This is a genomic window from Pseudoxanthomonas sp. JC1303, from assembly GCF_058448525.1.
On the sequence record NZ_CP185958.1, the window covers coordinates 625,147 to 651,395 of the forward strand.

Below are 26,249 nucleotides of genomic sequence, written 5' to 3' on the forward strand. Positions count from 1 at the left end.
CCAAGTGGTCATCGTGCGTGGGGGCAGGCTGCGCGAAACTGGACACCCCTGGCTGCGCGCCGGCCATCCCCCCGATGCGCGACATCCCGGACACCGCCGCACGCCCTTCCCTTTCCAATCCCCCCACACGCTTCCTTCCGACGCGACACGACAGAAGACCTGCCGCCCCCTCGCCATCAGGACGGCCGAAGCCGTAGAGGAATCCATCGCATGAACACCAACACCATCGACAACGTACGCATCTTCGACACCACCCTGCGCGATGGCGAGCAGTCCCCCGGCTGCAGCATGTCCCCGCAGCAGAAGCTGGTCATGGCCCGCGGCCTGGCCGACCTGGGCGTGGACATCATCGAAACCGGCTTTCCGGCCAGTTCCCAGTCCGACCGCGAAGCCATGGCGATGATCGCGCGCGAGGTCCGTACCCCGACCCTGGCGGTGCTGTCGCGCTGCCTGGCCGCCGACATCGAGACCTCGCTGCGCGCCCTGGATGGGGCGGCCAATCCGCGCCTGCATGTGTTCCTGTCCACCAGCCCGCTGCACCGCGAGCACAAGCTGCGCATGAGCCGCGAGCAGGTGCTGGAATCGGTCGACCGCCACGTGCGCATGGCACGTGCCGGGGTGGACGATGTCGAGTTCTCCGCCGAGGACGCGACCCGGACCGAGGAAGACTTCCTGGCCGAGGTGGTCCGCGTGGCCATCGCCGCCGGCGCGACCACGATCAACCTGCCCGACACCGTGGGCTTCACCACGCCCGAGGAGATCCGCGGGATGTTCTCGCGCCTGATCGCCACGGTGCCGGGGGCGAAAGACGTGGTCTTCAGCGCGCACTGCCACAACGACCTAGGACTGGCCGTCGCCAACTCGCTGGCCGCCATCGAAGGCGGCGCGCGCCAGGTCGAGGGTTCGATCAACGGCATCGGCGAGCGCGCCGGCAACTGCGCGATCGAGGAGATCGCCATGGCACTGAAGGTGCGCAACGCGTTCTACAACCTGGACACGCGCCTGAACACCCAGCGCATCGTGCCCACCTCGCAGCTGCTCTCGCGTTTGGTCGGCATGCCGGTCCAGCGCAACAAGGCCGTGGTCGGCGCCAACGCCTTCGCCCATGAATCGGGCATCCACCAGCACGGCATGCTACGTCACCGCGGCACCTACGAAATCATGCGCCCGCAGGACGTCGGCTGGCCGGACACGCAGATGGTGCTGGGCCGCCACAGCGGCCGCGCCGCGGTCGAAGCTCGCCTGCGCGCCCTGGGGTATGTACTGGAGGAGGCCGAGCTGAAGCTGGTCTTCGAGCAGTTCAAGGCCCTGTGCGAGCGCCAGCGCGTGGTCAACGACGCCGACCTGCAGACCCTGATGCAGGACGCCAGCGTGAGCGAAGGCTACCGCCTGTCCTCGATGACCATCTCCGACGTGGGCAACCGCGCCAATGCGCTGGTCGAGCTGTCCGATCCGGACGGCAACCGGGTGGCCGAGACCGCCCAGGGCAACGGCCCGGTCGATGCGCTGTTCGGCGCGCTGGCGGCCTCCACCGGCGTGCAGCTGGTGCTGGACAGCTATTCGGTGCACAGCGTGGGCATCGGCGCCGACGCGCGCGGCGAAGCCAGCCTGTCGGTCCGTCACGATGGCGTGGAGTACGAAGGCACCGGCACCAGCAAGGACATCATCGAGGCCAGCGCCCTGGCCTGGCTGGACGTGGCCAACCGCGTGCTGCGCCAGCGCCAGGCCGCGCCGTCGCCCTCGGAAGCCGCCGCTGCCTGACCCGCCGTCATGTCCGCACAGACCACGTCCCTTCCCGCCGCAGGACAACACTGGAATGCCGCCGGCTACGCCACCAACGCCGGCTTCGTGACCGCGCTGGGCACGCCGGTGGCCGAGCTGCTGAACGCCCGCCCGGGCGAACGCATCCTCGACCTGGGCTGCGGCGACGGCGTGCTCACCGCGCAGCTGGCCGCCCGTGGCGCCACGGTGATCGGCGTGGACGCCTCGCCCGACCTGGTGGCCGCGGCGGTGGAACGCGGCGTCGAGGCCCAGGTGATGGACGCCCACGCCCTGACCTTCGAAGCGCAGTTCGACGCGGTCTTCAGCAACGCCGCGCTGCACTGGATGCGCGAACCCGATGCGGTGCTGGCCGGCGTGCGCCGTGCGCTCAAACCGGGCGGGCGCTTCGTCGGTGAGTTCGGCGGGCATGGCAACGTGGCGGCCATCGTCACCGCGTTGCGTGCCGCGCTGTGCGCCAACGATGCGGGCGAGCCCGCCTTCGCGTGGTTCTTCCCCACCGCCGACGAATACGCCGCGCGTCTGGCCGAACATGGCTTCCAGGTGGACCAGATCGCCCTGATCCCGCGCCCGACGCCCCTGCCCACCGGCATCGGCGGCTGGCTGCGCACCTTCGCCGATCCCTTCCTGGCCCAGGTCGACGCCGGCACCCGCAGGCGCGTGCTGGCCGACACCGAGACCCTGCTGCGCCCGGCGCTGTGCGATGCCTCCGGCCAGTGGCACGCCGATTACGTGCGCCTGCGCTTCAGCGCGCGCACTTCTTCTTCCCAGCATTCAACGCAAGGCCAACCGCAATGAGTTCCGCTCCCCGTACGTTGTTCGACAAGCTGTGGGACGCCCATGTCGTCGTCCCGGAAAGCGACACCGCCCCGGCGATGCTGTACATCGACCTGCACCTGATCCACGAAGTCACCTCGCCGCAGGCCTTCACCGAGCTGCGCGTACGCGGCCTGGCGCCGCACCGCGCCGATCGCACCAAGGCGACGATGGACCACTCCACCCCGACCTTGCCCGCTGGCGCGGACGGCAAGCTGCCGTACTACACCGCCGCCGCCGAGAAGCAGGTCGAGACCCTGGAGCGCAACTGCGCCGAGTACGGCATCGAGCTGTTCGACATGGGGTCGGACAACCGCGGCATCGTTCACGTCATCGCGCCCGAGCAGGGCTTCACCCAGCCCGGCATGACCATCGTCTGCGGCGACAGCCACACCTCCACCCATGGCGCGTTCGGCGCCCTGGCCTTCGGCATCGGCACCAGCGAAGTCGGCCACGTGCTGGCCACCCAGTGCCTGCTGCAGCGCAAGCCCAAGACCATGTCGATCACCGTCGACGGCCCGCTGGCGCCGGGCGTGGAGGCCAAGGACGTGGTCCTGCACATCATCGGCAAGATCGGCGTCAACGGCGGCACCGGCCACGTGCTGGAGTTCCGCGGCTCCACCATCGCCGCGATGGACATGGAACAGCGCATGACCCTGTGCAACATGTCCATCGAAGCCGGCGCGCGCGCCGGCATGGTGGCGCCGGACCAGACCACCTTCGATTACGTCGCCGCCACCCCGCGCGGACCGAAGGGCGCGGACTTCGACGCCGCCGTGGAGTACTGGAAGACCCTGGCCACCGAGCCGGGGGCGCACTTCGATGCGGAGGTGCTGATCGACGCCGCCGAGATCCGCCCGACCCTGACCTGGGGCACGCATCCGGGCACCGCGATCGCCGTCGATGCGGCCATCCCAGCGGCGAACGACGCCGCCGCGCAGAAGGGCCTGGATTACATGGGCTTTCAGGCCGGCCAGACGGTCGCCGGCGCCAAGGTCGACGTCGTGTTCGTCGGTTCGTGCACCAACGGCCGCCTGCGCGACATGCGCGAGGTCGCCCGCGTCCTGTCCGGGCGCAAGGTCGCCGAAGGCGTGCGCATGCTGGTCGTGCCGGGCTCGGAGATCGTCAAGCGCCAGGCCGAGGCCGAAGGCATCGATGTGATCGTGCGACAGGCCGGCGCGCAGTGGCGCGAGTCCGGCTGCTCGATGTGCATCGCGATGAACGGCGACCTGGTCGCCCCCGGCGAACTGGCCGTGTCCACGTCCAACCGCAATTTCGAGGGCCGCCAGGGCCCCGGCTCGCGCACCCTGCTGGCCTCGCCGCTCACTGCGGCATGGGCGGCGGTCAACGGCCGCGTCAGCGACGTGCGCGACCTGTTTGCAGCAACCAACTCCAAGGAAGTGGCCTGATGTCCAGCCCCCAGAACACCCAGGCGGCGAACATCGCCTTCTCCGCCACCGTGGCCAGCGCCCTGGCCCGCAGCATCCGCGACACCCCGCTGCGTCCGCGTGGCAGCGACGAGGCCCTGCCGGTGCTGGACCTGACCGACGTGCCCGCCGACTTTTCTCTGCACGAAGGCGAGGAGGCAGCCTGATGGCCGGCATCCGCACGATCACCTCGCAGGCCGTGGTGCTGCGTTCGAGCAACATCGATACCGACCAGATCATCCCCGCGCGCTTTTTGTCCACGACCGAACGCGCCGGCCTGGGCCAGCACGCGTTCAACGACTGGCGCTGGAAGGCCGACGGCACGCCGAATCCGGAGTTTGCCTTCAACCAGCCACAGAACGCCGGTCGTTCGATCCTGCTGGCCGGGCGCAACTTCGGTTGCGGTTCCTCGCGCGAGCACGCGCCATGGGCGCTGACCGACCTGGGCCTGAAGGCCGTGGTCTCCAGCGAGATCGCCGATATCTTCCGTGGCAACAGCCTCAAGAACGGCCTGCTCCCGGTGGTGCTGGACGAGGCCGACGTGCAGGCGCTGATGGAGCGCCCGGACGACGCGCTGACCATCGACGTGGCCGCGCGCGAACTGCGCACGCCCGATGGCCGCGTCTACACCTTCCCGCTCGATGGCTTCTCGCAGACCTGCCTGCTGGAAGGCGTCGACCAGTTGGGCTACCTGCTGGCCCGCATTCCCGACATCGAACACTACGAGAGCACCCATGCGCGCTGACATCGTCGTCCTGCCAGGTGACGGCATCGGCCCCGAAGTGGCGGCCGCAGCGGTCACCGTCCTGAAAGCCGTCGCCAGCCGACATGGGCACAGCTTCACCTTCACCGAGCATGACATCGGCGGCATCGCCATCGACCGCCATGGCGAGCCGCTGCCCGAGGCCACCCGGCTGGCCTGCCAGCAGGCCGACGCCGTCCTGCTGGGTGCGGTGGGCGGCCCGAAGTGGTCCGACCCCAATGCCAAGGTCCGCCCCGAGCAAGGCCTGCTGGCCATCCGCCGGGCGCTCGGGCTGTTCGCCAACCTGCGCCCGGTGCGTCCGCACCCTGCTGCCCTGGACGCCTCGCCGATCAAGGCCCACCTGCTGGCCGGGGTGGACATCCTGGTCGTGCGCGAGCTGACCGGCGGCATCTACTTTGGCGACAAGACCCGCACCGAGGATGCCGCCAGCGACCTGTGCAGCTATTCGGTGGCCGAGATCGAGCGCGTGATGCGCAGTGCCTTCCGGCTGGCCCAGGGCCGTCGTGGCAAGGTCACCTCGGTGGACAAGGCCAACGTGCTGGAAACCTCGCGCCTGTGGCGCGACGTGGCCACCCGCATCGGCCGCGAGGAATTCCCGGAGGTCGCCCTGGAGCACCAGCTGGTCGACTCGATGGCCATGCACCTGCTCGCCAAGCCGCGCGAGTACGACGTGATCGTGACCGAGAACATGTTCGGCGACATCCTCACCGACGAGGCCTCGATGCTGGCCGGCTCGCTGGGCCTGCTGCCGTCCGCCTCGCTGGGGCAGGAGGGTAAAGTCGGGATCTACGAGCCCATCCATGGATCGGCCCCCGACATCGCCGGCAAGGGCATCGCCAACCCGTACGCGACCATTCTGTCGGCGGCCATGCTGCTACGCCATTCGCTGGGACTGGAGGAAGAGGCACAGTGCATCGAACGCGCCGTCGACGCCGCCCTGGACGCCAAGGCCTTCACCGCTGACCTGGCCGGCCCGGCGCAAGCATTGAGCACGGCCCAGGCCCGCGATGCGGTCCTGGAGCAGCTGGAGGTCCAGGGCACGGTCTCGGCGCTCGGCGAATGATTGCCAGCGACCTCCTGCCCCGCAGCCAGCGGGTGGGGCGGCGGGAATCCGGGCCATGGGCTGACGCGCAGATGACGGGCAGGACAGTTTGACGCCCTGCGGGCTGTAAATATCGAACCGTCTAGTCTAGTATTACGCGGATGGTCCAGCCTGCGCCTACCGATACGCCAGACCCCGTCGACCGCGCCTCGCGTGGTGCGACCGGCCCTGGACGCCCGAAGGATCTGGCCAAACGGGCCGCGATCCTGGAAGCGGCCAAGGCGCTGTTCGGGCGGGAAGGTTTCGTCGGCGTCAGCATGGACCGTATCGCGGCCGAGGCCGGGGTTTCCAAGCTGACCGTCTACAGCCATTTTGGCGACAAGGAATCGCTGTTCTCCGAGACGGTGCGGATTCTTTGCGAGGAAATGCTCCCGGACGAGTTCTTCCAGGTCCAGGCTGACGGCACCTTGCGCGGTCAGCTGCGCCACATCGCCGAGGGGTTCTTCAAGCTGGTGGTCAGCGACGCCGCGATCAGTACCCATCGCATCATGATCACCCCCGGGCAAGCCGATCAGGCCTTGCGCCAGATCTTCTGGAAAGCCGGCCCCCAGCGGACCCACGACGCGTTTGCCGCCTTTTTGCGTGCCGGTGTCGAGAAAGGCCAGCTGCAGATCGACGACTGCGACTGCGCGGCCAAGCAGTTTTTTACCCTGCTCAAGGGCGAGCTGTACGGCAGGATGATGTGCGGGGTGTGCGAGAAGCCTTCCAGTGAGGAGATGCAGGCTCACCTGGATGCCACCGTGGAGATGTTCCTGCGCGCCTATGCCACCCGCTGAAACACGGTTTACAACTGCCATGCCGTCCGGCCCGATGACTTCCGGCACTGCGTTCACGCACGTGCCGCGGCCATCCTGACCATGTCGGACATGCCCTGCACCGCTAGAATGCGCAGCCCCGCGCCCTGGAAGACGCCCATGACGATCAACTACGCCCAAGCCCGCGAGAACATGGTGGAACAGCAGATCCGTCCCTGGGACGTGCTGGACGCTCGCGTGCTCGACACCCTGGCCACCCTGCCGCGCGAAGCCTTCGTGCCACCGGCCCACAGCGCCCTGGCCTATGCCGACCTGGAGCTGCCGCTGGGACACGGGCAGAAGATGATGAAGCCGGTCATCGAAGGCCGCACCCTGCAGGCACTGGATCTTCAGGCAGGCGAGGATGTCCTGGAGATCGGGACGGGAAGCGGCTTTCTGACCGCCTGCCTAGCCGACCTGGGACGCGAAGTGGTCAGCCTGGAGCTCCATCCGGAACTGGCCGCGCTGGCCCGTGGCAACCTGGACGCGGCCGGCCTGGGCAGCAACGTCCGCATCGAAACCGCCGATGCCATGTCCTGGACCACCGACCGCCAGTTCGACGTGGTCTGCGTCACCGCCGCGGTGGATGTGCTGCCCGAGGCGTTCCTTGCCTGGGTGCGTCCGGGCGGACGCCTGTTCGTGATCCGTGGGCGCTCGCCGGCCATGGAGGCGATCCTGGTCCACAACGAAGCCGGCGGCGCGCGCATCGAGTCCCTGTTCGAAACCGACGACGCGACGTACCTGACTGGCGCCGCGCCGGTCCCCCAGTTCGTGTTCTGAGCGCTACACAAAAAACCTTCAAGGAACCCCCCGATGATCCGTCGCCCCCTCGTTCTCGCCCTGGCGTTGGCGCTGCCTTCCGCCGCCTCGGCCACCGACCTGATGCAGACCTATGAAATGGCCCGCAACGGCGACCCGACACTGGCCCAGGCCGAAGCCGCGCGCCTGTCGCAGAAGGAAGGCGTGGTTCAGGCCCGCGCCGCGCTGCTGCCGCAGGTCAATGGCAGCGCGAGCATCTCCAAAAGCAACTCCAAGACGGTCGATAACGGGGACTGGAGCGACACCGCCACCAGCCGCAACTATTCCGGCACGGTCAGTCAGCGGCTGGTGGACTTCAGCGCATTTTCGACGGTGAAGGCGCAGAAGGCGCTCAGTCAGTCCGCGGACTTCGATCTGGATTCGGCCAACGACTCGCTGATCACCCGCACCTCGGCCGCGTACTTCAATGTGCTGATCGCGATCGAGACGCTGGCCTCGGCCGAGGCCGCCGAAGCGGCCTACCAGAAGCAGTTCGACTACGCGCAAAAGCGCCTCGATGTCGGCCTGGCCCCGATCACCGACGTGCACGAAGCGCGCGCTTCCTATGACAGCGCCCGGGCCACGGTGATCAGCCAGCGCAACACCCTCAAGGACGCCTACGAGGCCCTGAGCGAGATCACCGGCCAGCCGATCACCAATCTGCGCGGCCTGCCGGACGACTTCAAGCCACAGCTGCCCTCCGAGTACAGCGCGCAGGGCTGGGTCGATACCGCGCTTGCGCAGAATCCGGCGTTGAAGTCGCTGCAGCTGCAGGTACAGTCCGCGCAGGCCGGTGTGAGCGGCGCCCGCGCCGGGCATCTGCCGACGCTGAGCCTGAGTGGCAGCTACGGGCGCAGCACGGCGTGGGGTGGAGACTCCGCCGCCGTCGATACCGATGGTGACGGCGTCCCAGACACGATCGTGGGCAACAATAGCGATCGCGATTCGAGGTCCATTGGCCTGACCCTGAACGTGCCGATCTTCTCTGGCGGTGCGACCCAGTCCGCCGTGCGCCAGGCCATCGCCCAGCGCGATTCGGCCCAGGATGCCTATGAGCAGCAGCGCCGCGCCGTGGTGCGCAACACGCGCAATGCCTATCAGGTGCTGGAAGCCGGCATCAGCGAGATCGAGGCCCGCCGCTCGGCGGTGGTGTCGGCCCGCAGCGCGTTCGACGCCTCCCAGGTCGGCCTGGAAGTCGGCACCCGGACCGTGCTGGACGTGCTGACCAACCAGAACAACCTGGTCGCCGCCGAAGAGAACTACTCGCTGGCCAAGTACAACTTCCTGCAGAACCGCCTGCTCCTGGAAGCCGCGGCCGGCACCCTGGACGCCGCCGACCTGCAGGACATCAACGCCCTGCTCAGCGCCGATGCCAATGCGCGTCTGAACAGCGAAGATGCCCAGCTGATGGGAACCCCGCAGCCGCAGTAACGCGCTTGCGCAAGCTGTGATTCGAGACAGCCGCGGCCCGCCGCGGCTGTCTGCGTTTGGAGCCAGGCTTCAGCCGGCCACGCCGCTGGTCTGGACGTCGACGGCGTACTCGGCCGTCCCACGCGCCAGCCGCATGCGGGGAAACCACAGGGTCATCACCGTTCCGGCGCCTACCGCGCTATCCACCTCGATGAAGCCGCCGGCCTGGCGCATCAGCGCATAGACCTGTGCCAGGCCCAGCCCGGTCCCACGTCCTTCTGGCTTGGTCGTGAAATATGGCTCGAACAGGCGCGACATGGCCGCCTGATCCATGCCGCAACCGGTATCGGAGACCGCCAGGGTCACGTAGTCACCGGCGGCACGCGTGTGGGTCGCGAAATCTTCCGGCACCTGGTCCTCCCCGCACACCAGGGTGATCGTGCCGACACCCTCGCAGGCATCGCGCGCGTTGATGCACAGGTTCATGACCGCTTGCCCGACCCCGTGCGGGTCGGCCACGACGGGAAATGCGCGCGGCTGGCGTTCGGTCACCAGGGTCAGGTCCGGACCCAGGCTCTGCCGGATCAGGTCGGCCATGTCCAACGCCACGTCCTGCAGGTCCATCGGTTCGGCCCGGACCGGATGCTGACGCGCGAAGCCCAGCAGCCGCTTGGCCACCATCGAGGCATGGCCGAGGGCGTCGCTGCCGCGTCCGAGCAGCTTGCGCTGCATGGGCGTGAGTGAGTCCGGATCATCGGTGACCATGCTGATGGCGGCCACCGCGGTCTGCAGCATGTTGTTGAAGTCGTGGGCGATGCCGGCCACCAGCTGACCCACCGCCTCGCCCTTCTGCGCCTGCATCGCGGCGTGCTCGGCCAGCGCACGCGCCGCCTCGGCGATATCGCGCTGCTCCAGTGCCTGGAGTTCGTGGTGGCGACGTTGCTCGCTGATGGCCTGGGCGCGGGTCAGGGTCGCTTCCAGGAATTCGTTGTGCTCGCTGGCGGCCAGCGCCCGGCTTTCGGCGCCCTGCAACTGCGAGGACAGGCTCTGGTTGAGCAGGCGCAGCGCCTGCTCGACTCGCCGCGCCTCGGTGACGTCGCGACCGACGGCCACCAGCGCGTGCACGCGCCCGGCCACATCCTGCAGTGGACCAATGGATACCGACCATTGCCGTTGCACGCCACGCAAGGTGGTCAGCGTGCCGCTATATTCGGTCGGCTGCCCCGCCATGCCGCGACGCAGGCTCTCACGCACGACGGGCTGCAGGGCGGGCGGCCAGAACTCGGTCCAGGGGTGGCCGACCACGTCCCCGCGCTCGAAGCCCTCCAGCATGTCCAGACCATGCCGGTTGACCGACGTGATCAACCCGGCGGCATCCAGTTCCAGGATGCAGTCCTCGGAGAGATCGACGATCTGGCGATAGCGGTTGCCGGTGGGCATGCGCCCATTCTAGGCACTGCGACGCGCGCTTGCGCGTGGGGTCACCCCGATTTCACAGCGCGCCCCGGATACTCCGGAACTTATTTTGCCCCCCGGGAACGCGATGTCCACTGACAGAAAGCCCACCATCCTCGTCGTCGAGGACGATCAGGGCGCCCGGGAGATCGCCGCCATGATCCTGGAAGCGGAGGGTTACCAAGTCGTGTCGGCCAATGGCGGTGTCCAGGCGCTGGACCTGCTGGATGGCACCCAAGGAATCGACCTGGTCTTCAGCGACATCAACATGCCCGGTGGCATGGATGGGATTCAGCTGGCACTGCGTGTGGCCGATCTCAACGAGTCCATCCCGGTCATCCTCACTTCCGGACACGCGCAAGGCAGTTTCCGCAACTTCCCCCACAACGCCGCGTTCCTGCCCAAGCCGTATAACCGGCAGGCGCTGCTGGGCGCCATGCGCAACCACTTGGCGCCCTGAAGCCGCGCCACTGCGCGGGCGCCTGACGGCCCGTTGCAGAAGGTCTACCCTGTCCCCCAGTGGAGGGGATGCTGTAGATGATGACGCCGGACCCGGCGCGCAGGCGCCTGCTGCCCAACCTGCTGCGGGGCTTCGTCCTGACGGTGTGCCTGCTCTTTGCCGGTGCCGAATACCGGCACGGCCTGGAGACACGCCAGGAAGCCCGCGCCCAGATCGAGCTGGATGCCGCCAACCTGGCCCGCTCGGTCAGCCAGCACGCCGAAGACTCCATCCTGCTCGCCGACAGCACCCTGTCGGGCATCGTGGAAGATCTGCAGGTGCACGGGACAGGTCGAGCCAACCTGCGCGCCCTCACCCGCTACTTGCGAAACGAGGCCGAGCGCTCCACGCGCCTGCATGGCCTGTTCGTCTACGACGCCCAAGGGAATTGGCTCGCCTCGTCGCTGGAGGCGATGCCGGCGCATTTCAACAACAGCGATCGTGCCTACTTCCGCCATCACCAGCAGGTCGATGACCAGCGGCCCTGGGTCGGCCCTCCCGTGCGCAGTCGCTCGGACCACAGCTGGATCATCACCGTAACGCGCCGTTACGAGGACGCCAATGGACGATTCGCCGGCGTGGTCCTGGCCAGCATCGGCGCGCAGTATTTCGCCGATTTCTACAAGGGCTTCGACGTGGGCCACGCGGGCGCCATCGGACTGCTGAACGACGCGGGCCTGGTCTGCGCGCGAACGCCGGACAACGCATCCAGCGTGGGCCGCAACCTCTCCAACACCGCCCTGTTTCGGGAGATGGCCGCACGCAGAAGCGGTGCGATCACCTATGACTCGCCGGTCGACCAGGTGCGCCGCATCAGCGGCTTCCATCATGCCGATCAGTTCCCGCTCCTGGCCGTTGCGGCCCTGTCCGAGCGCGAGGCACTGACGGCCTGGCGTCGATCGGTCCGCAGCCACGCTCTGCTGACCCTGGTCACCATCGGGCTGCTCGCCGGCCTGGGCGAGTGGCTACGGGGCCAGTTGCTGGCCCGCCAAGCGGTGCAGGAGCAGTTCGAAGCCCTGGCCCGGACCGACGGACTGACCGGGCTGGCCAACCGACGCGCGCTGGACGAATACCTGGCCGAAGCCTGGCCGCGCGCGATCCGGGAGAGCGCGCCGCTGGGCCTGCTCCTGCTGGACATCGATCACTTCAAGGATTTCAACGACACCTACGGGCACCAAGCCGGTGATGCCTGTCTCAAGCGCGTGGCCGAGGCGGTCCGGACGTGCGCACGGCGCCACGGCGACCTGGTCGCGCGCTATGGCGGTGAGGAACTGGCGCTGGTCCTGCCCGGCTGCGACGCCGCCGCGCTGCAGGCGGTTGGCCAAGCGGTGTGCCGCAGCGTGCAGGCCCTTGGGATTCCCCACGCCGAAAGCTATACCGCACCGGTGGTGACCATCAGCGTCGGCGCCGCCTCGATCTGGCCAATGCGCATGGCACCAGAAAACGGCCCAGCCGATCTGGTGAACATCGCCGACATGGCGCTGTACGACGCCAAGGCCGGGGGCCGCAACCGGGTGGTCCTGCGCAATCAGTAATGCGTTCGACTTTGGCCCGATGGCGCAGCAGTGCATGCGCGCTACCATCGCCGATCTGATCGATCGGAGGCTTGGCCCTGGCCAGCAACGCCGTCAATACAAGGCTGCTCGGCTTGGTCCTGGCGGGCGGCACCAGCTCACGCATGGGCCAGGACAAGGCGCGTCTGGCCTATGGCCCCGAGCCACAGCTCAAGGCCGCCTTCGACCTGCTCAAACGCCATGTGCAGGACTGCTGGATCGCGGTGCGTCCGGACCAGCAGGAAGAACCCCTGCGCGCGATGTTCCCGCAGCTTGTGGACGTCCAGCCCGGGATCGGGCCAGCCGCCGGGCTCCTGGCCGCCCATGCCGCTTTCCCGGATGCGGCCTGGCTGGTGCTGGCCTGCGACCTTCCCAGGCTGACCGACCGAGCGCTGGCCACGCTGATCGCCGCGCGCGACGCGAGCCACCAGGCCGTGGCCTTCCGCAGCCCCGTGGACGGACGCGCTGACCCACTCTGCGCGATCTGGGAACCCGAAGCGCTCCAGCAGTTGGCGGCACAGGTGCGCCAAGGGCAATCTGGTCTGCGGCGCGCGCTGTCCGTTGTCGCAGTGCATCTGCTCGAACCACCGTGCGACCACGCGCTGGACAATGCGAACACGCCGGCGGAACACGCGCACCTGAAGACCCGCCTTGCGACCGGCCATGAGTGATCCCTGCGCCCCGGCTCCTTCCGTCCTGCGCTATGAGCAGGCGCTGTCGCGCCTGCTCCAGGATGCCGGCCCGCTGCCGGCCCGGACCTGCACCCGCGAGGAGGCGTTCGGCCGCATCCTGGCCGAAGACGTGCTCGCCCCGATCGCGCTGCCGGGCTTTGACAACGCGGCCATGGATGGCTTTGCCCTGCACACAGACCAGCACGTCCTGTCGGCCGGCAGCGAATTTTCCATCAGCGGCACCATCGTCGCGGGCGATGCGCCTCCCGCAACGCGCGGCGTCGCCTGGGAAATCATGACCGGTGCCCCGCTGCCTCCCGGGACCGACACGGTGGTGCCGATCGAACACACCGAGCAGCTGAGCGCAGGGCGCATGCGCCTGACGCAGGACATCGCGCGCGGCCGGCATCTTCGCCGCATGGGCAGCGACGTGGCGGCGGGCACCTGCCTCGCAGCTGCCGGAACCCAGGTCGATGCCACCCTCGACATGCTGCTGGCGGCACTCGGCATCACACAGGTGTCCGTGCGGCCCGCCCCCCGCGTGGCCCTGCTGTGCACCGGCAAGGAACTGGTCACCGACCCCACACAAGCCCTGCGCCCCGGACAGATCCGCGCTTCCAACGGGGCCTATCTGGCCCGGGCCGTGCAGGACGCGGGTGGCCACCTCGTGGCCTGGCACACCGTGGACGACGACCCGGCGGCGTTCGCCCGACACCTGGACGCGGTGGCGTCCCAGTCCGATCTGGTGCTGACCACTGGGGCGGTCTCGGCCGGCGTGCATGACTTCATCCCCGAGGCGCTGGCTGCCGCCAGCGCGCGGACGGTGTTTCGCAAGGCCGCCATTCGTCCCGGTAAGCCGCTGCTGGCCTCGCAGTTGGAGGGCGGGCCGCTGGTCCTGTCCCTGCCGGGTAACCCCGTCGCTTCGGTGGTGGGCATGCGCTTTTTCGCCGTGCCGTGGTTGCGCGCACGCCAGGGTCAGGCGGTCGAGCGGCCGCTGCGCGCGCGATTGAGTGCCGCCGCCCAACCACGCACGGGCCTGCGCCAATTCCTCAAGGCCCGGGTCACCAGCGATCCTGCAGGGCAACTGCAGGTCGAGCTGCTCCATGGCCAGGAGTCGTATCGCATCGGCGCCCTGCTCGACGCCAACGCCTGGGCGGTGATCGACGAGGACGCGACCAGCCTGCCGGCCGGCACGTTGCTGGCGGTGTATCCACGCGATGCCGGCGGGCGCTGGACGCTCGCCTGACCAGCCCGATCAGGCGGCCGCGCTGACCTGCACCGGCACGGATTTATAGGTCGGCGTGCCCGACTGCGGATCATGGCTGTCCAAAGGCACCAGGCAATTGCCTTCCGGGTAGTACATAGCGGCGCAGCCGCGCGGGATGTCGTAGGCCACGGCGGTAAAGCCACGCACGGCGTGACCGTCGCTGGCGATACCCGGCATGCGCGAGGCGACATCGATGGCATCGCCGTGCTCCAGCCCCATCTCGGCCAGATCCTGCGGGTTGAGGAACACCACGTCGCGGCGTCCGCGGATGCCGCGATAGCGATCATCCAGTCCATAGATGGTGGTGTTGTACTGGTCATGGGCGCGCAGCGTAGTCATGGTCAGCAGGCCCGGCGGGCTGGGAACATCCTCGGCCAGGCCCGGGGCCACCAGAAAATGCGCCTTGGCGCCTTCGCCGCCCCAGTCGCGCACCGAGGCGCCCACCGGCAGCCGGAAGCCGCCCGGGGCGCGGATGCGCTGGTTGTAGTCCTTGAAGATCGGGAACACCGCCTCGATGCCGTCACGGATGCGATCGTAGTCGTCGATCAGCGACTGCCAATCGACCTTGGTGTCCGGCAACAACGCCATGGCCATGCCGGCGACGATCGCCGGCTCGGACATCAGCTGCGGCGAAGCGGGGGTGAGGCCACCCTGCGAGGCGTGAACCATCGACATGGAGTCCTCCACCGTGACCGACTGCAGGCCGCTGGCCTGCATGTCGCGCTCGGTGCGGCCCAGGCACGGCAGCAACAAGGCCTCTTTCGCCGGGATCAGGTGCGACCGGTTGGGCTTGGTGGCGATGTGCACGGCCAGGTCGAGCGAGCGCATCGCCGCGAAGCAGGCCTGCGGATCGGGCATGGCCACGGCCAGGTTGCCGCCCAGCGAGACCAACGCCTTGCTGCGTCCGTCGCGGATCGCGCGCAGCGCCTCGACCGCATCGTGGCCGTGGGTCAATGGAAATTCGAAGCCATAGATGTCGCGGATGCGGTCGAGCAGTTCCTGCGTGGGCTTTTCGGTGATGCCCACGGTGCGGTCGCCCTGCACGTTGGAATGCCCACGGATCGGCGCGATCCCGGCGCCAGGCTTGCCGATGTTCCCGCGCAGCAGCAGCAGGTTGGCCATCAGCTGCACGTTGTGGGTGCCGCCGCGGTGTTGGGTCATGCCCATGCCGTAGCAGATGATCACCCGCTCGGCCTTCGCATAGACCTGCGCGGCTGCCTCGATGTCGGCGCGCGACAGGCCCGAGACGCGCACGATGTCCTCCCACCGGGTGGCCTGGATGTCAGCACGCAGCGCCTCCAGGCCATCGGTGTGCGCCTCGATGAACGCGCGATCCAGCAGGCCGCCCCCGCCAGACGCCAGGTCGGCCGCGTCGGCGTCGAACAGCCACTTCATCATGCCCTTGAGCAGCGCGGCATCGCCGCCCACCTTGACCTGGTAGTAGGTCTGGGCGATCTGCGTGGCGTGGTTGGTCAGCATCTCGGACGGATGCTGCGGCGAGACGAAGCGTTCCAGTCCGCGCTCCTTGAGCGGATTGATCGCGACGATCGGCACGCCGCGCTTGGAGATCGCGCGCAGCGTGGACAACATGCGCGGGTGGTTGGTGCCCGGGTTGTGACCGAAACTGAAGAGCGCATCGCAGTGGTCGAAGTCCTCCAGCGTCACCGTGCCCTTGCCCACGCCGATGGACTGCGGCAGGCCTACGCTGGTGGCCTCGTGGCACATGTTGGAGCAATCGGGAAAGTTGTTGGTGCCGTATTCGCGCACCATCAACTGGTACAGGAACGCGGCTTCATTGGACGCGCGCCCGGAAGTGTAGAACTCGGCCATGTCCGGATGCGGGAGGGCGCGCAAGGCCTTGCCGATCCGCGCGAAGGCTTCGTCCCAGGTGATCGGCAGATAGCGGTCGCTGGCCTGGTCGTACGCCATCGGGTGGGTCAGACGGCCGACGTCTTCCAGCTGGTGGTCGCTCCATTCCCACAGCTCGGACAAGGTGTGTTCGGCGAAGAACGCCGGCGTGGCGCGCTTGGTCGTGGCCTCCCAGCTGACCGCTTTGGCTCCGTTCTCGCAGAACTCGAACGAGGAGGTATCCGCCGGGTCCGGCCAGGCGCAGCCCGGGCAGTCGAAGCCCGCTGGCTGATTGACCCGACGCAGCGCCCCGGCTTCGCGCCCGACCCCCATCTGGTCCTTGAGCGCCTTGGCCACTGCACGCAACGCGCCCCAGCCCCCGGCCGGGCCGTCGTAGTCCTCGACGCCGGGGACGTGCACTTCTTCGTTCTTCATGGCCGGACATGTGGGGTGTGGGATCGCGATGCTGCCACAGCGGGCCGCAACGCGTCGTGCACCCGGCCGCCTCGGCCGGCAATCGTCCTACCCAGGCACCGCCGCGGCGCAGTAGCGTTCGATGAACGCCTGGTGGGGCGGCATGGCATTGGCGCAGGCCGCGATCGTCTGCTCGACACTGCCCATGAAGCGCTGCAGTTCGCCCTCGGGCACCTGGTCCACCAGCGGATGGTAGCTAACGGGCATGATGCCCTGCCCCACCATCACCTGCACCCAGCTGATCTCGGCAAACATTTCCTCACCGTTGCGATAGAAGCGTCCGCTGTCGCGGAACAGGTCCAGCGTGGTCTGCAACGCATCGGGGATGGCCATGTCGCGGCACTGGCGCCAGAAGCTGGTGTCGTCACGTTCGGTGGCATGGTAATGCAGCACCAGGAAGTCGCGGATGCGGTCGAACTCGAACGCCAGCCGGTCGTTGTAGCGCTGCACCAGCACCGGACTGATGCCGTCGCGCGGGAACAGCTCCAGCAGCTTGCTGATGCCGGACTGGATCAGATGGATGCTGGTCGACTCCAGCGGCTCCATGAAGCCACTAGCCAACCCTAATGCCACCACGTTGCCGTTCCAGCTCGCCTTGCGCCGGCCGGTCGTGAAGCGCAACGGCCGCGGCTCGCCCAGCGGCTTGCCGTCCAGGTTGGCCAGTAGCGTAGCCGCAGCCTCGTCATCGCTGATGTGCGCGCTCGAATACACATAGCCATTGCCGGTGCGATGCTGCAACGGGATACGCCACTGCCAGCCCGCCCCGCGCGCGGTCGAACGCGTGTAGGGGATCGGCGGCCCCACCTTCTCGCAGGCCACCGCCAGTGCACGGTCGCACGGCAACCAGTGGCTGAAGTCGTGCCAGCCGGTCTGCAAGGCCTGTTCGATCAGTAGCCCGCGAAAGCCGGAGCAGTCGATGAACAGGTCACCCTCCAGGACTTGCCCGTCCTGAAAACGCAGCGACCGCACGTCGCCGGAGCCTCCGTCGCGCTGCACCTGCTCCACGATGCCCTCGATACGCCGCACGCCGCGCTGCTCGGAATAGGCGCGCAGGAAGCGTGCGTAAAGCGCGGCATCGAAGTGATAGGCATAGGCGATGTTGGCCAGCGGCGACTGCGGCGGCACGTCGCTGGCCGAGGTCATGAAGCGTCCGAGCGGCGCGGCCATGGTGTTCAGCGTGTAGGCACCCAGCGGCTTGGCCCAGCCTGCCCGACGCCCCTTGATCCAGTACTGGTGAAAGGGCAGCAGGCCGAGCGGGTGCCCGATCTCGGTGCCGAACCCGTGAATGTAGGAGTCGCCCACCCGCCGCCAGTCAGCGAACTCGATGCCCAGCTTGAACGTACCCTGGGTCTGGCGGACGAACTCGGCCTCGTTGATGCCGAGCAGGTTGTTGAAGGCCTTGATGTGCGGCACGGTGGCCTCGCCGACCCCGACGGTACCGATCTGCTCGGACTCCACCAAGGTGACCTTGTAAGCCGGCCCAAGCACGCGCGCGAACGCAGCGGCGGCCATCCAGCCGGCGGTGCCGCCGCCGACGATGACCAGGTTGCGAATGGACGTAGCGCTCATCGGTGATCGACTCCACCCGTGCGATTGCACGCACCTTGCCATTGAAAGAAGGACGGGGCCAGAAGGCCCCGTCCGGTCTGCGCTTGCCGTGCGGCAAGCGCGCTGTTGCGATGGATCAGAACTTGGCGCCGATCTCGAAGGTCACCGTCCTTGGGAAGTAGTTGATATCGCCGGTCTTGTTGATACCGACGTAGCTGCTGTCGAACTGTCCACCGGTGCCGAAGTAGTTGCTGCTGCCGTTCGGGCCACCGTAGACGTAGCTGGAGTAGTTGTCGAAGTTGAACGCGTTGATAAGATTGATGCGCGCGCTCAGCTTGAAGTCCTTGTAGACGGTGAAGTCCTTGCTGGCCTGGAAGTCCACGGTGCGGTAGCCCCAGATCTTGCCGCCGACCAGGAATTTTCCGGCACCTGGTGGCGTGAAACCGACCTGCTGGCAGTTGGCGCCGTGGCTGTCGGTATAGCCGTAGCAGGCGATCGTGTTGACCGGCTCCGGCGTGGCCAGCACCAGCTTGGCACCGAAGGTCATGCCCCAGAAGCCATCGATCGAACCCGAGGCCACGAAGCGATGCGCCGCCACGGCGTCGGACTTCACGAACGGATAGTCGCCGATGGTGCCCTGGTCGAACGCGAACGGCTCGTCGATGTTGCGGTTCTGGCGGGCATTGGTGTGCGTGTACGCCAGGCTCAGGCCCCAGCCCGATTCCTTGGTGTAGGGCTTCTCGGCCGACAGCAGGACCTGCGTGCTGCGCGACTCCAGGCCGTTGTTGCCCATGATGGTGTTGTTGTAGCCCGGCACCGGCTCACCCCACGGGGCGCTGCCGTTCTGGAAGTACGAACCATCCGGATAACGGTTGATTAGCGTCATCGCAAAACCGTCGTAGCTCAGGTTGCGCTGCAGCGTGACGTCGGTCAGCCAGTCACCGACCTGGTTGCTGACGCCCAGGCTGAACTGGTCGCTGTACGGCGTCTTCAGGTGGTTGTTGAAGACGAACAGCTCACCGCTGCCGCTGACCCCGGCGATGGCGTTCAGCTCGTTGATGTCCTGGTACTTGGGATCGTATGCAACGCAAGTACGGTCCGGGCGGTAGCAGCCATTTGTGCTGTTCGGGTAGTCGCCTTGGAAGAACACCGCCACCGGCGACAGCGCGGCCTTGCTGGTCTCGTACGCCATCTGCTCGAACAGGTTGCGGTCGTAGGACCGGCCGGCACCACCATGGATCACGCTGCTCTCGTCGCCGAACATGTCGTACGAGAATCCGAAGCGCGGCTGCCAGGCATCCTTGAAGTTCTTGCGGTTATGGCCGGTGGAGATGTAGTCGTGGTAATCCAGGCCACTGGCCAGCAGGCGGTTGCCCCACGGCTGGCCCGGGTTGTCCGGATCATCCGAATTGAGCGCGTCGATGAAGCCCTGCGAGGTGACGAAGTCCGTATAGGCCGGGTTGTCCTCGTAGTCCCAGCGCACGCCGATGTTCAGCAGCAGCTTGTCGGTCACCGCCCAATCGTCCTGGATGTAGATGCCGTACTGCTTGGCATCGCTCTCCACCAGCGCCTTCTGGCCCGGGGTGGCGTAGGGCGAATAGAAGTCCACGCGATACGGCGTGTCGGCGACGCCATTGGCGTCGACCTGGTAGCTGAACTGCGGATTCAAAGAGGCCGCGTCCTGCGCGGTCAGGGTGATGTCCTTATAGCTCACGCCCATCTTGATGGTGTGCCCGCCGTGCCAGTCGAAGCTGGTGAAGGTCAGGTCGTCCTGCAGACTCCAACCATCCTGGCTGCGGCGCTGCAGGCTGGAGCCACCGGCGGGGCCCGTCGAGATGAAGGTGTACTCGTCGATGTCGGTCGAAGGCGCTGCGCGGTAGTTCAGATAAACGTAATTCTGTCCGGGGCCGATGCTCATCGGCTGCGGATTGTTCTCCGACTTCTCCTTAGAGACGATCAGTTCGTTGTACCAGGCATCGGCGCTGTGCTGCCAGCGCAGCGCCACGCGCTTGTCCTTGTTGATCTTGTCGGTGCCGTGGTCGGTGGCGTTCTGCCCACCGACGTTGTCGACCTGGGTCTCATCGCGATACTGCGCCGACAGCTCGATGCGGTCGTTGTCGGTGATCTCCCAGTCCAGCTTGCCGAAGTACAGGTCTTCGGTAAACGGCAGGTTGGCCGCGCCGAACTGCGAGGACAGGTTGGTCGGCAGATAGCCCACCAGCGCGGCAGCATTGGGGCTGGGCTGGATCGAACGCGGTACCACGTTGTCCTTGCCTTCGTAGGCGAAGAAGAAGTGCATGCGGTCCTGGATGATCGGGCCGCCCACGGCGAAGCCATATTCCTTGACCCGCGAATCGACTTTGCCATCCCCCTCGTCGGGACGCTTGTCGCGCAGGTCCTGGTCGGTATAGCGGTAGAAGGCCTCGCCGTGGAACTCGTTGGTGCCCGACTTGGTCGCCGCGGTGATCGCCGCGCCGCTGACCTGGCCGAACTCGGCCTTGTAGTTGGAGGTGATGACCTTGTACTCGCCGATCGCCAGCTGCGGGAACGGATTGCCCTGGCTGTCGTTCTGGCCGGCGATGCCGCCCTTGGCCACGTAGCTCTTCTGGCTGACGCCATCGATGTACAGGTTGCCGGCGCTGGAATTGGAGGCGCCGCCGCGCAGCGTGGTATGGCCCTGGGCATCGACGTTGAACACCATGCCCGGCACGGTGTCGGCGAACTCCAGGAAGTTGCGCGTGGCCTGCGGCAACTGCTGGATCTGGCGCAGCGAGATGGTGTTGCCGACCTCGGACGTCTTGACATCACGGGTCAGCGGCGCGGTCACCGACACCGTGCCTAGGTTGGTAGCGTCGCCGGCCGGCGCCGAGGTCGGCGCTTCCAGATCCACGGTCGAGGAAGAGGCCACCTGCAGGGTGACATCACGTACCACCCCGCCGGCTTCGACGGTATAGGTGCCCGGCTGTAGGCCAACGATGGTGTAGTTGCCGTTTTGGCCAATTATCGCGCGGCGCACCGAGCCGGTAGCCTTGTTGGTCACGGTGACTTCCTGGCCCGCATCGGCCGAGGTCACGGTCCCACGCAGAATCGCGGTGGAGGTCTGGGCGAAGCTGGGAACGGAGGCGGCCATGCAGCCTGCCAGGGCGATGGCCAGCATGCTGCGGGATGGGGTACGGCGGGTGAGGCGCTTGCTCTTCATGACATTGCCCTCCTTGGGGCAGTCGGAACGCGAATGTTTGGAACGTCTTTCGGGAAACCTGGGACAGCGGAAAACACAGCGGGAGGAATGCGTCAGCCCATGCTTCGTCGCTCCGGCACGGCGCTGGAGTCGCGCACGATCAGCTGGGGAACCAGGTCGGCGGTGACTTGGGTCATGTCCGCATCGCCGCCCATGGCCGGGTGTTGCAGCAGCAGTTGCAGCGCGCGGGCGCCCAGGTGGGCGATGTCCACGCGCATGGTGGTCAGCGCGGGATTGACATAGCGCGCCATCGGCACGTCGTCGAAGCCGGCCAGCGCGATGTCCTCGGGCACCCGCAGGCCTGCCTTGCGCAGCGCGAACAGACAGCCCAGGGCCATCATGTCGTTGGCCGCGAACACCGCATCGGGGCGCTCACCGTCGGCGAAGCTTTCGCCCGCCGCGTAGCCGGACGCCTCATCGAAGGCCCCCTGCACCACCCACGCCGGACCGGCGTCGGCCGCGGCCAGTGCGTCGCGATAGCCGCGCAGGCGTTCGCGCGCATCGAAGTTGTTCTCCGGGCCGGCAACAAAGGCGATGCGCCGGTGGCCGACCTCAAGCAGATGCCGGGTCAGGGTCAGTGCCCCGCCGTAGTTGTCGACATTGAGCACGGTGGCGCGCTGGCTCTGGGCGCAGTTCATCAGGACCACCGGCATGTCCGGGGTCAGTGCCTGGTCCAGGGCATCGTCGCCGTCCAGAAACGGCGACATCACCAGGACGCCATCGACCCGGCCGGGTGTGGCCCGGAGCGCATCGCGCTGTTCGTCCAGGCTGCCGTGACAGCTGGAGACCAGCAGGTGCAGGCCGCGCTCGCGTGCGGCGTGATCGATGCCCCGCATCAGCTCGGAGAAGAATTCGCCGTAGAGGTCGGGCAGGACCACGCCCACCGTATGGGTGCGCCGACTGCTCAGCGCGCGTGCGGCATGGTGGGGGCTGTAACGCAGGTCACTGGCGACCTTGAGGATCCGCTCGCGCACCTCCTCGGCCACGTATTGCCGCCCATTGAGGGCGCGGGAGACGGTTGCGACGGAGACCTCGGCCAAGCGTGCCACGTCCTTGATGGTGACATTCATACGGCTGACTCCATGCGCTGTGAGATGCAGACGAGGACGCTTACAAACGTCCCCGAGGGACCGCCTTGATGGCGTGTCCCGACAGGTGACTTGCGGTGGCGGAATACTGCTTTGGACACAGGAAGCTCCCCCTTCCCACGGCGACCGTCTCGTCGGCGGGCGGCACCGTAACAGGAGTTGCAACCGCTTACATGCTGCAACGCATCACACTTTGAAGGCCGATCACCGCCATGCCATGGCGTGCCGAGACATCCTTGCCACAGAAGGCTTTGCGCCGGGTTTTCAGTGTTAGCGCTACCCTGACGAGGCCATGGGGCGTCCAATTTTCGTGATCCGCGTTGCAATGCGCCAGGCAATTGCGCAGGCCGGGACATCGAACGACATCCCAACGTGGACTTAGCGAAACCCTAACGCCGCTGGAAGCGAGACCACGCCGGACAGGCGCCTCCAGGCGGGCGTGGATCGACGGCCCGCTCACCTGCAGGTGGCCGCGGCAAGCGTGGATTTCTTCGGGTTGCGAGCCGCGTTTGCCGCGGAGGCCAGCGACGAGCGCACCGGCCGAGCGGAGGTCACCCTGACCAACCTCACGATTCCGGCGCTCCCACTCAAAAGACACCCCGGCAAGAGCAGCTCCACGTCCAACACGTGGTCCCAGGTCATCGACGACAGGAACCGTCAGATCAGCGTGGTCACGGCAGGACGTCCGCGCAGGGCGGGATCGCGCCTGCCAGCACAACCTTGCATCGACGATGTCGCGAGATCCTCTCGACAGCGTCCGTGCGCAGCCATCCAAGCGTGGGGCCGGATACTTGTCCGATCACCGCCCTCGCCGTGCGAGCCTGGGCGCTCACGCCGCAATGGCAGCCCGCACTGGTCCCCGTCCGCCAGAGGGCCGCCCCGCCGCCATCGCGACGTCATCCGTTCGACTTTCGCAGGGCCTGACGCCGCCCATTTCCGGACGCTACGATGGTCCAGGTGCCGCAGGGAGGGCGGCCGACACCCCAGGGGGATGCATGCCGCAGATCCAAAGTGAACTCGTTCGCGAACGTGTGTCCGCCGTGGCCGTCGGCCTGGCCTGTCACGCAGCGGACAACGCCGCCGACCGAATGACCTGGGCGGTGCGGCTACTGCTGTCGGCCACCCATGATCTTGAGCCGGCCGAACGCTCGGCCGTGCGCCAGGGCGTGGGCGGACTGATGCGGATGTTCGGCCTGAAGTAAGCGGCGAACCTAGCCGGCGGATTCCGGGTCCCGATAGAGACGCGCCACGCGTTTGAGCCCGCACAACAGGGCGTAAGGACTGGTCTGGCAGATGTGCGCCACCTCGGTGGCGCTGGGCCGGCTGCCCCACAACACCACGCGACTGCCGACATCGGCTTGCGCAAGCGCGGTGATGTCGACGGTCAGCATGTCCATCGACACCCGTCCAACGGTCCGGGTGGGCTGCCCATCCACCAGCACCGGGGTGCCGTTGGGCGCCAGTTGCGGATAGCCATCGGCATAGCCCATGGCGACCACGCCGATGCGCATCGGCGCCGACGCGGTAAAGCGCGCCCCATAGCCCACCGCCTCGCCCGCCGGGAGGTCGCGCACGGCAATCAGCCTGGACTCCAGTTGCATCACCGGCGAGAGCACATGCGGGATCGGCGCATCGAGCGGGAACGGACTGGCGCCATACAACATCAGCCCCGGGCGCACCCAATCGCTGCGGATGCCGGGCCAGCCCAGCAGTGCCGGCGAGTTGTTGAAGCTGGTCGGACCGTCGAAGTCGCGCGTGGCCGCCTCGAACACCTCGTGCTGGGTTGCGCTGAAATCGCTGTCCAGTTCGTCGGCACGCGCCAAGTGGCTCATCGCGGTGACCGAGGCGATCTTCGGGTCGCGCGACAGCGCCTGCAACGCCTCTCCGAACTGCGCCGGCGACAGGCCCAGCCGATGCATGCCACTGTCCAGTTTCAGCCAGACCGTCAACGGTGTGCGCGGCGTGTAATCCGCCAGGGCCGTGAGTTGCCACGGGGAGGCCACCACGGTCCACAGGCGATGCGCGTCGATCAACGGCAGCTCGTCCGCTTCGAGAAACCCCTCCAGCAGCAGGATCGGGTTATCGATGCCGGCTTCACGCAACTCCAGTGCTTCCTCGATGCAGGCCACGCCGAAGGCGTCGGCCATCGGCGCCAGCGCCTGCGCGCAGCGCACCGCGCCATGGCCATAGGCATCGGCCTTGACCACCGCCACGGCCTTGCCGCCTCCCAGTTGCCGCGCCAGCAGGTAGTTCCGCTGCAGCGCGCCCAGATCGATCAGTGCGCGGGCTGGGCGCATCGTGCCACCTTGCTGGTGCCCACGTGGGGCGTTCGATAACGGGCCATGTCCAGGCCTTCACTGCTGATCTGCGGCACCTGCCCGGCCATCACGTCGGCCAGGTAGCGGCCCGAACCGCAGGCCATGGTCCAGCCCAGGGTGCCATGGCCGGTGTTGGTGTAGAGGTTGTCCAGCGCGGTCGCGCCCACGATCGGCGTGCCGTCCGGCGTGGCCGGTCGCAATCCCGTCCAGAACTGCGCCGCAGCCAGGTCACCGCCACGCGGGTACAGGTCATCGACCACGCGCTCCAGGGTCTGCCGGCGACGCGGGTTGAGCGACAGGTCGAAGCCGCTGAGCTCGGCCATGCCGCCCACGCGGATGCGCTGGTCGAAACGGGTGATGGCGACCTTGTAGCTTTCGTCCAGGATCGTGGACACCGGCGCGTCCGCGGCCGAGGTGATGGGCAGGGTCAGCGAATAGCCCTTCAGCGGATACACCGGCAGGTCCAGGCCGAGCGGTGCCACCAGTTGCGGCGAATAGCTGCCCAGCGCCAGCACGTAGCGGTCGGCGCGCTCGATCCTGCCATTCAGGCGCACGCCGGTGATGCGGCGTCCATCGGACTCCAGCGCATCGACGCGGGTGCCGTAGCGAAATTCGACGCCCGCCGCGGCCGCCATTTCGGCCAGCCGGTGGGTGAACAGGTTGCAGTCGCCGGTCTGGTCGTTGGGAAGGCGCAGCGCACCGACCAGGCGCACCGGCGCCTGCGCCAGTGCCGGCTCGTAGCGGGCGATACCGGCGGCGTCGAGCAGCTCGTAGGGCACCCCGTATTCGTCCAGTACCGCCACGTCCTTGGCCGCGCCGTCGAGCTGGGCCTGGGTGCGGAACAGCTGGATGGTGCCCAGGCGGCGGCCTTCGTAGTCGATGCCGGTCTGGGCGACCAACTCGTCCAGGCAGTCACGGCTGTACTCGGACAGGCGCACCATGCGCGCCTTGTTCAGCGCATAGCGCTCGCTGGTGCAGTTGGCCAGCATCTGCAGCATCCAGGTGTACTGGCGCGCGTCCATGCCCGGCCGGATCGCCAGCGGCGCATGGCGCTGGAACAGCCATTTGAACGCCTTCAGTGGGATGCCCGGCGCCGCCCAGGGCGAGGCGTAACCTGGCGAGACCTGCCCGGCATTGGCAAAACTGGTCTCCAGCGCAGGCCCTGGCTGACGATCCACGACCGTGACCTCGAAGCCGGCCTTGGCCAGATACCAGGCGGTGGTGGTGCCGATCACCCCACTGCCCATGACGAGAACGCGCACTGCTGCACCCATGATGGCGACCGGCTCGACCGGCCCTGGCAAAACATTACTGCATCGCCCCCGGCAGATTGGACCCATCCCCAGCCGGCTGGAGGCGAAAGCTTCAGTTCTGCAGCCTACCCGCAGCAGAGTGTGCCGC

Annotated in this window: 21 protein-coding genes; 14 read left to right on the forward strand and 7 right to left on the reverse strand. The window is 67.6% G+C overall.

Translation table 11 applies throughout. From position 1 onward, the window contains the following. Positions 1-210 precede the first annotated feature (210 nt). The 9 genes from ACORQU_RS02895 (at position 211) to ACORQU_RS02935 (ending at position 8,910) form a co-directional block, all read left to right on the forward strand. Entirely contained in the window at positions 211-1,761 is a 1,551-nt protein-coding gene (locus tag ACORQU_RS02895) for a 2-isopropylmalate synthase (protein WP_491643304.1), read from the forward strand. Between the two features lie 9 nt (positions 1,762-1,770). Further along, complete coding sequence (locus ACORQU_RS02900) at positions 1,771-2,577, forward strand: methyltransferase domain-containing protein (RefSeq protein ID WP_491643306.1); 807 nt, start codon at positions 1,771-1,773, stop codon at positions 2,575-2,577. Further along, positions 2,574-4,004 carry a 3-isopropylmalate dehydratase large subunit gene (leuC, locus tag ACORQU_RS02905; protein ID WP_491643307.1) on the forward strand — a complete coding sequence of 477 codons (1,431 nt, stop codon included), beginning with the start codon at positions 2,574-2,576 and terminating at the stop codon, positions 4,002-4,004. Before ACORQU_RS02900 ends, leuC begins: the two co-directional genes overlap by 4 nt. Then, positions 4,004-4,189, forward strand: a complete 186-nt coding sequence (locus tag ACORQU_RS02910; RefSeq protein WP_271646879.1) for a hypothetical protein — start codon at positions 4,004-4,006, stop codon at positions 4,187-4,189. The genes leuC and ACORQU_RS02910 overlap by 1 nt, the downstream gene beginning before the upstream one ends. After that, positions 4,189-4,767: a 3-isopropylmalate dehydratase small subunit gene (gene leuD / locus ACORQU_RS02915; RefSeq protein WP_491643310.1), complete on the forward strand. Its 579-nt coding sequence runs from the start codon at positions 4,189-4,191 to the stop codon at positions 4,765-4,767. The genes ACORQU_RS02910 and leuD overlap by 1 nt, the downstream gene beginning before the upstream one ends. Further along, the gene (gene leuB, locus ACORQU_RS02920; protein ID WP_491643312.1) at positions 4,757-5,848 is read left to right on the forward strand and encodes a 3-isopropylmalate dehydrogenase; all 1,092 of its coding nucleotides are present in this window, start codon (positions 4,757-4,759) and stop codon (positions 5,846-5,848) included. Before leuD ends, leuB begins: the two co-directional genes overlap by 11 nt. Before the next feature lie 140 nt (positions 5,849-5,988). Next, on the forward strand, positions 5,989-6,663 hold the full coding sequence (locus tag ACORQU_RS02925) for a TetR/AcrR family transcriptional regulator (RefSeq protein WP_271646882.1): 675 nt from the start codon (positions 5,989-5,991) through the stop codon (positions 6,661-6,663). Positions 6,664-6,801: 138 nt separating this feature from the next. After that, positions 6,802-7,461 (forward strand): protein-L-isoaspartate O-methyltransferase family protein, encoded by a 660-nt coding sequence (locus ACORQU_RS02930; RefSeq protein WP_271646883.1) that lies wholly within the window; start codon positions 6,802-6,804, stop codon positions 7,459-7,461. 33 nt (positions 7,462-7,494) lie between these two features. Beyond that, on the forward strand, positions 7,495-8,910 hold the full coding sequence (locus ACORQU_RS02935; protein ID WP_271646884.1) for a TolC family outer membrane protein: 1,416 nt from the start codon (positions 7,495-7,497) through the stop codon (positions 8,908-8,910). Positions 8,911-8,979: 69 nt separating this feature from the next. Here the strand turns inward: ACORQU_RS02935 and ACORQU_RS02940 are convergent, their stop codons facing one another. Then, a complete protein-coding gene (locus tag ACORQU_RS02940; protein ID WP_491643315.1) occupies positions 8,980-10,329 on the reverse strand; it encodes a two-component system sensor histidine kinase NtrB in 1,350 nt (449 codons plus the stop codon). 103 nt (positions 10,330-10,432) lie between these two features. On the opposite strand from ACORQU_RS02940, the gene ACORQU_RS02945 reads away from it, so the two are divergent. The 4 genes from ACORQU_RS02945 (at position 10,433) to ACORQU_RS02960 (ending at position 14,313) form a co-directional block, all read left to right on the forward strand. Next, positions 10,433-10,804 (forward strand): response regulator, encoded by a 372-nt coding sequence (locus ACORQU_RS02945; RefSeq protein WP_271646886.1) that lies wholly within the window; start codon positions 10,433-10,435, stop codon positions 10,802-10,804. A 77-nt stretch (positions 10,805-10,881) separates the two neighbouring features. Continuing rightward, a complete protein-coding gene (locus ACORQU_RS02950) occupies positions 10,882-12,378 on the forward strand; it encodes a GGDEF domain-containing protein (protein WP_491643317.1) in 1,497 nt (498 codons plus the stop codon). A 71-nt stretch (positions 12,379-12,449) separates the two neighbouring features. After that, a complete protein-coding gene (locus ACORQU_RS02955; RefSeq protein WP_491643318.1) occupies positions 12,450-13,067 on the forward strand; it encodes an NTP transferase domain-containing protein in 618 nt (205 codons plus the stop codon). Next, a complete protein-coding gene (locus ACORQU_RS02960) occupies positions 13,060-14,313 on the forward strand; it encodes a molybdopterin molybdotransferase MoeA (protein ID WP_491643319.1) in 1,254 nt (417 codons plus the stop codon). The genes ACORQU_RS02955 and ACORQU_RS02960 overlap by 8 nt, the downstream gene beginning before the upstream one ends. A 9-nt stretch (positions 14,314-14,322) precedes the next feature. Here the strand turns inward: ACORQU_RS02960 and ACORQU_RS02965 are convergent, their stop codons facing one another. From ACORQU_RS02965 to ACORQU_RS02980, 4 genes are all read right to left on the reverse strand, one after another. Next, a complete protein-coding gene (locus ACORQU_RS02965; protein WP_491643321.1) occupies positions 14,323-16,617 on the reverse strand; it encodes an FdhF/YdeP family oxidoreductase in 2,295 nt (764 codons plus the stop codon). 87 nt (positions 16,618-16,704) lie between these two features. Beyond that, positions 16,705-18,225 (reverse strand): tryptophan halogenase family protein, encoded by a 1,521-nt coding sequence (locus ACORQU_RS02970; protein WP_491643322.1) that lies wholly within the window; start codon positions 18,223-18,225, stop codon positions 16,705-16,707. A gap of 115 nt (positions 18,226-18,340) precedes the next feature. Further along, a complete protein-coding gene (locus ACORQU_RS02975; RefSeq protein WP_491643324.1) occupies positions 18,341-21,403 on the reverse strand; it encodes a TonB-dependent receptor in 3,063 nt (1,020 codons plus the stop codon). A 92-nt stretch (positions 21,404-21,495) separates the two neighbouring features. Beyond that, positions 21,496-22,512: a LacI family DNA-binding transcriptional regulator gene (locus ACORQU_RS02980; protein ID WP_491643325.1), complete on the reverse strand. Its 1,017-nt coding sequence runs from the start codon at positions 22,510-22,512 to the stop codon at positions 21,496-21,498. A 1,013-nt stretch (positions 22,513-23,525) separates the two neighbouring features. Between ACORQU_RS02980 and ACORQU_RS02985 the strand changes: the two genes are divergently transcribed. Next, the gene (locus ACORQU_RS02985) at positions 23,526-23,732 is read left to right on the forward strand and encodes a hypothetical protein (RefSeq protein WP_491643327.1); all 207 of its coding nucleotides are present in this window, start codon (positions 23,526-23,528) and stop codon (positions 23,730-23,732) included. Between the two features lie 9 nt (positions 23,733-23,741). On the opposite strand, the gene alr is transcribed toward ACORQU_RS02985, so the two are convergent. Further along, positions 23,742-24,827, reverse strand: coding sequence for an alanine racemase (alr, locus tag ACORQU_RS02990; protein WP_491643329.1), 1,086 nt, complete (start codon positions 24,825-24,827; stop codon positions 23,742-23,744). Continuing rightward, positions 24,806-26,110, reverse strand: coding sequence for a D-amino acid dehydrogenase (locus ACORQU_RS02995; RefSeq protein WP_491643331.1), 1,305 nt, complete (start codon positions 26,108-26,110; stop codon positions 24,806-24,808). The genes alr and ACORQU_RS02995 overlap by 22 nt, the downstream gene beginning before the upstream one ends. Between the last annotated feature and the right edge of the window lie 139 nt (positions 26,111-26,249).